Source organism: Acinetobacter sp. BMW17, assembly GCF_001592855.1.
In the GTDB taxonomy this organism is placed as follows: Bacteria; Pseudomonadota; Gammaproteobacteria; order Pseudomonadales; family Moraxellaceae; genus Acinetobacter; species Acinetobacter johnsonii.
In genome coordinates this window covers 1-8,113 of record NZ_LSOD01000011.1, presented here as the reverse complement: position 1 = coordinate 8,113, position 8,113 = coordinate 1, and the positions used below count along the sequence as shown (strand labels likewise).

General features: G+C 37.2%; 7 protein-coding genes. 3 read left to right on the top strand and 4 right to left on the bottom strand.

The annotated features are described in order from the left end of the window. Positions 1-283: 283 nt before the first annotated feature. The 3 genes from AXW61_RS02635 to AXW61_RS02630 form a co-directional block, all read right to left on the bottom strand. Positions 284-1,036 carry an outer membrane protein gene (locus tag AXW61_RS02635; protein ID WP_081408249.1) on the bottom strand — a complete coding sequence of 251 codons (753 nt, stop codon included), beginning with the start codon at positions 1,034-1,036 and terminating at the stop codon, positions 284-286. A gap of 279 nt (positions 1,037-1,315) precedes the next feature. After that, positions 1,316-1,486, bottom strand: a complete 171-nt coding sequence (locus AXW61_RS17470) for a hypothetical protein (protein WP_155858659.1) — start codon at positions 1,484-1,486, stop codon at positions 1,316-1,318. Positions 1,487-1,559: 73 nt separating this feature from the next. Continuing rightward, the gene (locus AXW61_RS02630; RefSeq protein ID WP_062032133.1) at positions 1,560-2,894 is read right to left on the bottom strand and encodes an ISNCY family transposase; all 1,335 of its coding nucleotides are present in this window, start codon (positions 2,892-2,894) and stop codon (positions 1,560-1,562) included. Between the two features lie 405 nt (positions 2,895-3,299). Between AXW61_RS02630 and AXW61_RS02625 the strand changes: the two genes are divergently transcribed. Next, the gene (locus tag AXW61_RS02625) at positions 3,300-4,754 is read left to right on the top strand and encodes a SulP family inorganic anion transporter (protein WP_062032131.1); all 1,455 of its coding nucleotides are present in this window, start codon (positions 3,300-3,302) and stop codon (positions 4,752-4,754) included. A gap of 227 nt (positions 4,755-4,981) precedes the next feature. On the opposite strand, the gene AXW61_RS02620 is transcribed toward AXW61_RS02625, so the two are convergent. Further along, positions 4,982-5,548, bottom strand: a complete 567-nt coding sequence (locus AXW61_RS02620) for a recombinase family protein (RefSeq protein ID WP_034432489.1) — start codon at positions 5,546-5,548, stop codon at positions 4,982-4,984. Between the two features lie 731 nt (positions 5,549-6,279). On the opposite strand from AXW61_RS02620, the gene AXW61_RS02615 reads away from it, so the two are divergent. Next, positions 6,280-7,293, top strand: coding sequence for a nucleotidyltransferase (locus tag AXW61_RS02615; protein ID WP_062032128.1), 1,014 nt, complete (start codon positions 6,280-6,282; stop codon positions 7,291-7,293). 9 nt (positions 7,294-7,302) lie between these two features. Beyond that, a complete protein-coding gene (locus AXW61_RS02610; RefSeq protein WP_240487428.1) occupies positions 7,303-8,025 on the top strand; it encodes a hypothetical protein in 723 nt (240 codons plus the stop codon). Positions 8,026-8,113: the final 88 nt, after the last annotated feature.

The window sequence follows — 8,113 nt, the reverse complement described above, 5'->3', positions numbered from 1 at the left end:
ATAACTCATTGAGATGTGTCATAGTATTCGTCGTTAGAAAACAATTATTGTGACATTATTTCAATGAGTTATCTATTTTTGTCGTGTACAGAGAGAAAAATTATTAATTAAACTTCCTAAAATCAACATAATACAACCTTATACGAAATGCTTGAATTTTTCTTGTAAGCATCAATATTTTATATGAAACCATGATAGGGTTCAGCGCACTGTCATGGTTTCCCTTTATTTTGCCCAAAAGAAAAGGGGATAATAAATTATCCCCTTCAGTTGTTACGAACTCTTAGAAGTTGTAACGAATACCTAATGAATAGTCATGTGAAGTTAGGTCAGCTGTGCTTTTTAACTTCGCTTCACCTAGATCAATATTATTTTTAAATTCAATTTCGCCAGCATCTACATAGCGGTAAGCTAAATCTAGAGCAACATTTTCAGTTACTTTATATGCTACGCCTGCACCAGCTGACCAAGTGAAATTGTTACTTGTATCAGATAGCCCTAAGTTAGCTTCTTCAGAAAACTGTGGGTTCAATGTTTGAGTATTCTTAACACGAGTTACACCTGCACCAGCACTTACGTATGGTGTAAATTTAGATGCATTTTTGAAGTCATAGTAAGCATTAAACATCAAAGACTGAGTACGGAGCTCATTGATGAAGAAGCTTGAAATTCCTTCTGGCACGTCGATAGTTTCAGAATTACCCTCAACTTCAATCGTCGCTTTATCTATGCTAGGGCTAAATTTAGCTTTGTCTTTGTAAGTGTATTCCAATTCAGCACGAGCATTTACGTTACTGATTTTGCTGAAGTCGAAGCCGATCGCAGCAGAGATGCTTGGATAGATACTTTTATCAGCATCATCATTATGCAAAGTTTGTTTGAAATCGAAGTCAGATTCAGAAGGTGAAAGTTGATCTTTGCTATTGTCAAATTTGGTATCGCTGATACCTGCTTTAAGCGAAGTATAGAAAGCGTTGTCAGCATAAGCTAAGCTTGAAAACGAAATAGCTGTGACTAAGAGTAGTTGTTTCATCATGTAACTCAACTGTAATTATTGTGTAAATAGTATCGTGTTTTTCATGCACTTCTATTGCATTTTGTTACATCTTTAGTCTCATTACTCTAAATTTTTGTGATTTTTTTCCTAATAATTTTTAATTAGTGAGATGTGAAAAAGTTAGAGCGCCGTGAGGCGCTCTACTTGTTTAGCTTAAGTTTAAAAGTATTTGTTTTTATTGCATTTAACATTTAGACCTAGAGCTCTACTTTGTTGTTGTGCATCTTTCTAACGATATACTTGATGTCTATAGGATTTTTATTTAAAGAAAGAACCAACAAACATAATTAATACACCAGGTAACATTCCTAAGAAGCTTGCTGCCTTTGCATCCATATGATTATTTACTTTTTTACACAATACATGAGGACCAATAAATGTCCCTACAATACTGATGATTAACCCAATAAATATTAAAAAATCTCCCACTGCCTTTCCTTCCTTTTTTTGTTATTCACCAATTAAAATGTCTATGCGATAAACCATTTAAAATGTCCTGTTTTTAACCACAAGAGTCAAGCACAGGATTTAAGTTTCTTTGTTCAACAACAGCTTTCTGAGCTTTACGACTTGGCATACTTTTCTTGGCCCGGGAACGTTTATTCTGTTTTTCTAGTTCTTCATGCTGCTGTTGAATATGCGCCAGGACTGAACCTAACCGTTTATTCTCAACAATCTCATTTTGCTGTAGCCCAGCCAATTTATTGAAGATGCTGTAGTTGAGCTTTCGTCCTTCATGCATGAGGGCCACAGTGCCATCCGGATACTCCAGAAATGCAATGTATTGCCCAGCAAGCTTATGATTCAGCTCTATCGGTTCAAGCAGATAAATACATTTGTCATAGGTAATCGTCAGGTTCTTGGTGACCTTACGCGGTTCCTGCCAGGTAAAAATATCATCCAGTTCAAGATCAGATTCGATTAATGGTCGATGCAGGTTCTTTGAGTTTCGCGCACATTTGGCGAACTTCTGATTGAACTGCTCAATAAAGCAGGGCAACCAGGCATTTGCTTCTGCAATCGAACAGATGCCTTCCAGGCGCATCTCCTTGATCAAACGGTCCTGAAGGGTTCTATTCGCTCGCTCTACGCGACCCTTCGCCTGTGGGGAGTTGGCGAAGATAATATCAATGTTTAACTCATTCAGAATCCGCCCAAATTGCGTGATCTTGCTGTCTTGGCTGGATTTCTGATTCACTCTGAATACCGAGTGTTTATCGCTGTAAAAGGCCAAGGGCTTGCCGTATTGCTCAATGTAGGCTCGGGTTGAAAGCATATAGTCAAAGGTCGTTTCAGCCTCACAAAAGCGTAGATGCAACAGCTTGCCGGTAGCATCATCGATATAAACCAGCAAACAGCATTTGGTGGCTCTTCCTTCAAACCAGTCATGATATGAGCCATCAATCTGGATCAGCTCACCGAAGCAATCACGGTTATAGCGTGGCTGGCATGGGCGTTTTAGACGTTTGGATCGCGGAATCCAAAGGTCATTTGCAGTCATCCAGCGCCGAACCGTTTCTACCGGGATATTCAGGTCAAACATGCTCATCAGCTTCTCATGAGCCAAGGTTGGGCCAAAGCCCAGCAGATGTTCAGAAATAATGGAAAGGCATTCAGACTTTACGGCTTCATCATGGCGACGATGGCCAGGTCGACCACGACTGGCATGTGTCAGGCCTGAAACACCGTCTTGCTTTAGCTTCTGTAATAATCGGGTAATTTGGCGGGTAGAAAGATTGAGGATTTCAGAAGCACGGACTTGGGTAATACGATGATCTCGAACATCTTGCAGTACAGCAAGACGTTGAATTTCTTTATCAGACATAGTGATCAGCATCTATATTTTATATCCAGTCCATGGTGATAAAAACCATCATAAACCAGACATTTTTATTGGTGAGAATATAGACACTTTAAATGGGTTCTAACAGATGCGTTTCGTATAAGCTCTATTATGTTAAATGCACAGTTTTTTAGAATGCAAATTGACAACTTTCTTAGCTGAATAAGCAGCTTCTACAAAATGGTTAGGGTAGATAGAATGATACCGAGCTGTTATCCTTGCTCTGATATTTTCTCTCAAACAATGCACTGAATTTATGACACTTACGCCACCTTAAGTTTATTTACCTCTTTAATCAGTAAATAACTCATCACTGTCTAGTGATGTGGTGTAGTCGCTTGTGTGTTGTATATATCACATCACTAGCCTATCTGAAAAATTAAAAAACAGGCTATGTTTATGTTATCTAATGTACGAGAACAATGGTTCTCTAACATCCGTGGAGATGTGCTTGCAGGACTTGTTGTCGGTCTTGCATTAATCCCTGAAGCTATCGCATTTTCAATTATTGCAGGTGTAGATCCTAAAGTAGGTTTATACGCATCCTTCTGTATTGCTGTCGTTATTTCTTTTGTTGGCGGTCGTCCAGCTATGATTTCAGCAGCCACAGGTGCGATGGCACTGCTTATGGTCACATTGGTCAAAGAACATGGGCTTGAATATCTGCTTGCTGCAACGATTTTAACTGGTGTCATTCAAATATTAGCAGGTTACCTGAAATTGGCTAAGCTAATGCGCTTTGTCTCTAAATCTGTAGTGATTGGCTTTGTAAATGCGTTGGCCATCTTAATTTTTATGGCTCAGCTACCCGAACTGACTAATGTAACTTGGCATGTATATGCTTTGGTTGCTTTAGGCTTAGCGATTATTTATCTATTTCCTTTAATTCCAAAATTAGGAAAATTATTCCCTTCTCCACTTGTTTGCATCATTGCTATTACATTGTTAGCAATAGCCCTAGGAATTGATGTACGGACTGTTGGAGATATGGGAGCATTACCTGACACACTTCCAATGTTCTTGATCCCGAATATTCCTCTAAATTTTGAAACATTGATGATCATTTTGCCGTATTCAGTTGCACTGGCAGCCGTAGGTTTACTTGAGTCTATGATGACAGCAACTATTGTCGATGAAATGACAGATACACCAAGTGATAAGCATCAGGAATGTAAAGGACAAGGTATTGCAAATATTGCCTCTGGCTTCATGGGTGGTATGGCAGGTTGTGCCATGATCGGTCAATCTATGATTAACGTGAAGTCAGGTGGTCTGACACGCTTATCAACCTTCTCTGCGGGTATTTTTCTTCTCATTTTAGTTGTGTTTATTAGTGATTGGCTCAAAGTTATTCCAATGGCTGCCTTGGTTGCTGTGATGATCATGGTTTCAATCAGTACTTTTGAATGGAGTTCTGTCACCCAATTAAAGGACAATCCTAAAAGTAGCAACGTCGTGATGATTGCAACGGTGATTGTGGTGGTAGCTACGCATAACTTGGCGTTAGGGGTATTAACAGGTGTACTGCTTTCAGCTTTATTCTTGGCCAATAAACTAGAAAATGATATTCAGGTCAGTGCTTCTTTTGAGGGGACAGCTCGTCTATATGATTTGAGAGGTCAGATCTTCTTTAGTTCTTCTGAAAAGTTCATGCAAGGTTTTGACTTTAAAGAGGATGTAAAGGAGGTGATTATTGATTTGACCCATTCTCACATTTGGGATGTAACATCAGTCGCCATGCTTGATTCTGTTGTAAATAAATTTCAAAAGAATGGTGCGAATGTCACAGTACGTGGTCTAAATGAAGCCAGTTCGATCATGATTGATAAGTATGGGACACATGCCAGAATTTAAGTTTTAAAAATTCTATATTTATATAGAATTTCTAAAATTAACATAATACACCTTATACGTAATGCTTGATATTTCTCTTTAAATATCATTATATTAAAGCAAGCCGTTCTGGAATATAGGGCACCAGAGCGGCTTTTTATTGATTATTCATGTTCCACGCTTAAAATTCGAACAGTGTTTCATGATTTTTATAAGTTAAACTAAATTTAGTTGCTAATCCTAATAAGCTATTCACTAACTTGTAAATATCGGTATACCGCCTGACGACTAATCCCAAAAGCTTTCCCTAATGCCATTTTCGATGGATACTTCCCCTCCTTCCATGCTTGTCGTAAAGCTTCAGCTTGGTCAGGCTTTAGTTTATGCACCCGACCTTTGTACTTCCCCTGAGCAGAGGCGAGTTTTATTCCTTCCTTTTGCCGCTCTAAAATGATCTCACGTTCGAACTGTGCAAAAGCACCCATCATTTGAAGCATCAAATTATCCATCGGGGTGGATTCGGCTGTAAAAGTAATATTTTCTTTTACAAACTGGATGGCGATCCCTCGTTTGACCAGTTTATCTACTTCAGTGACCAAATCTTTTAGGCTTCGCGCAAAACGATCCATTGAATGTACAATCACCCTGTCCCCTTCCCGGACATAGTTCAACATTTCCTGAAATTTAGGTCGGTCAGTATTTTTACCTGAAGCACGGTCAACAAAAATCCGGTCGACCTCAATTCCTTCAAGTTGACGTTCAGTGTTTTGCTCGACAGAACTTACCCGGACATACCCTACTTTTTGGCCTTTCACTTTTTCACGCCCCAATTGGATAAAAATGAACAATTTCGTAAATTATAAATCTTTAACACTAAAGTTACATGTTACTTATGATTAAAAATCATTTAAATGATACATAATTTCATGAACTTTCAGATTGTAACTTTAGGGTATAGTCTAAAGTAACAGAATGAATATTCTGCCCCCGATAGAAACAGCCGTACTCAGGGGGGAGATTTTTTTGATGTGCAGGTGCCGACCCTTACCAGAAGGCACTGTTGAAAATAACCACGAATCGTAAGCTGAATACTCTTTTAGCTAAAGGAGCAGCATATGAATTCTTTCCATAAAATTTAGGCTTGTATACCCAGAAAAATGTGGAACTTCTTAGGTTTCATACATGAGGATTTTGATAGGCTCACTGACTATTTTAAATTGTGTGCCTTAACTCTCTGTTCTAAAAGGCTATTCAGAATTTTTAGACTGTTTATTTTGAACATTCTTTTTACTCTGTGGTGGCGATGCCGTAATTGGACCTTGCAAGATGCATGGTCGTGTATGGGCGATGTCCAGAAAGAATTTGACTCAAAACTATTTTAGTTGGGAAGGAATGCTAAAAATTGGAGATTGATACATCTCATCGTTTGTTTAAATATTTTTTGATTAAATTTTCCCTTTAAAAATTCCATTTTTTTTAATGTCTTAACTTGTATTTAATATAGAAGATCCCCATAACAACAAAAGCACTACAGGAATACAACAATATGGCGAATCCACAAAAACACTATGCTAAGTTCCACACAAATATTCGATTAGGTCGTTATGACGAAGAAAGTACATTACGTGAAAAACGTGACCTTTTGATTAGCACCTTAAAAGATGAACTCAAAAAGGATCCAAATGGTCCTCAATTTGTTGAATACTTTAATCAAGGTAGTTATGCCTTGGGCACAGGGATTAAGCCTAAGAATGGAGATTATGATATTGATGTAGGAGTTTTATTAGATTGTGACAAAGAGGAATATGGCTCAGTAGAAATTAAAAAAATTGTTAGAGATGCTTTAACTCATTCAAATAGAACTGTAACGATCAAACGACCTTGCGTAACTGTCACTTATCTCAAAAATGGTAGTCCCGATTATCATGTAGATCTGCCCATCTACGCTGAAGACGACAAAGGCAATATGTATCTAGCTCGAGGTAAGGAATTCTCCTCTGAAGACCTTAAGACTTGGGATATTTCAAATCCTACTGAACTTACCGATACAATTTTGGGAAAATTTGAAGATGATTCAGATTTACGTCATCAGTTTAGACGATGTACTCGCTACTTGAAACAATGGCGAAATGAGAAAGGTCTAGATTTTTTTAAGAGTATTGCTATCACTACAGCTGTATATGAGCATATAACAGCTGAAGATTATGAGAATGATAATAAGGTATTACTTTCTATAGTAAATAATGTATTAGATCAATTCACTACCTTTAGCATTGATCCAGAAAATAACGAGTATTACTTCAGACTCGTAATTAATTTACCTGCACATCAAGGTGTAGACTTACTCGAAAAATTGACCCGAAAACAAATGGAGCACTTAAAATCAAAACTTGAAGATTTAAAATCATCTTTAGAAGCTGTAAATGAGGAAACTGATACAGTAGAAGCTTGCAAAATTTTAAATAAAACTTTTGGAAGTCAATTCCCTATCCCTGAAATACAAGAAGTGTCCGAACCAGTAGTACAAACTTATTACACTCAAGAAGGAAAATCTGCTTAGGAAAACTCAATGTTTTTTGATAAACCAAAGTTAGACAATATTGAAAAGCTATTAAGTGAACATGGAGCTCAAAATATCCATGTCACTTCTATTACTAAGGATTGGGTTAATCTAAAATTTGATTTTCTCATTAATACACAACAGGTTTGCCTTGGTCTAATTTTTCAAAATAGAGCTAATTGGACGATACCTCCCATTTTTAGAATATTGACACGACCAATGTCTGCCTTAGATCATGTGAGTCAAAGTGGGGAAATTTGTACTACGGATCATCAAGGTGAAAACTTTGAAGGCTATAGACATAAAGAACTTATTACTGAATTCTTTGAAAGGGCTATAGATATACTCAAGCAATCTTTTATTAATTTTCAATTAAACAACCGAGTAAGCTTGTATAACGAACTAGAAGGATATTTAGGCAGCACTCAAAATATAAATGAGGATGTAATATTACATTGCGACCCTACTTCTACATTTAATTTATATGGTTGGTTAAGAAAATCATCAAAAGGGAATCATCAAATATTAGAGCATATTGATGATGGCGATAGTTCTTACATAAACCACAACCAGCTCACAAAAGTAAAAATTCATAAGATATTATTAGAAGATGCTTCTGTTTTCCCCATACCAGATATAGGAGATTATTTTAATGAGGACTATTTTCTAAAAATTGTTAATACCCTCTCTAATGAGAACAAACGATCTTTGTTAAAACAAGGCAATTGTTAGCGGCAGTGTAAAAATAACCCCCTAACGGCATTTAAAAACTGACCCCCTTGGTTAATATAGCGGTCATTTTGGACTGCTCAACATGTTA

Coding starts and splice junctions, on each gene's coding strand:
- AXW61_RS02610 (WP_240487428.1), top strand. CDS start 7,303: ATGTTTTTTGATAAACCAAAGTTAGACAATATTGAAAAGCTATTAAGT.
- AXW61_RS02635 (WP_081408249.1), bottom strand. CDS start 1,036: ATGATGAAACAACTACTCTTAGTCACAGCTATTTCGTTTTCAAGCTTA.
- AXW61_RS02630 (WP_062032133.1), bottom strand. CDS start 2,894: ATGCTGATCACTATGTCTGATAAAGAAATTCAACGTCTTGCTGTACTG.
- AXW61_RS02625 (WP_062032131.1), top strand. CDS start 3,300: ATGTTATCTAATGTACGAGAACAATGGTTCTCTAACATCCGTGGAGAT.
- AXW61_RS02615 (WP_062032128.1), top strand. CDS start 6,280: ATGGCGAATCCACAAAAACACTATGCTAAGTTCCACACAAATATTCGA.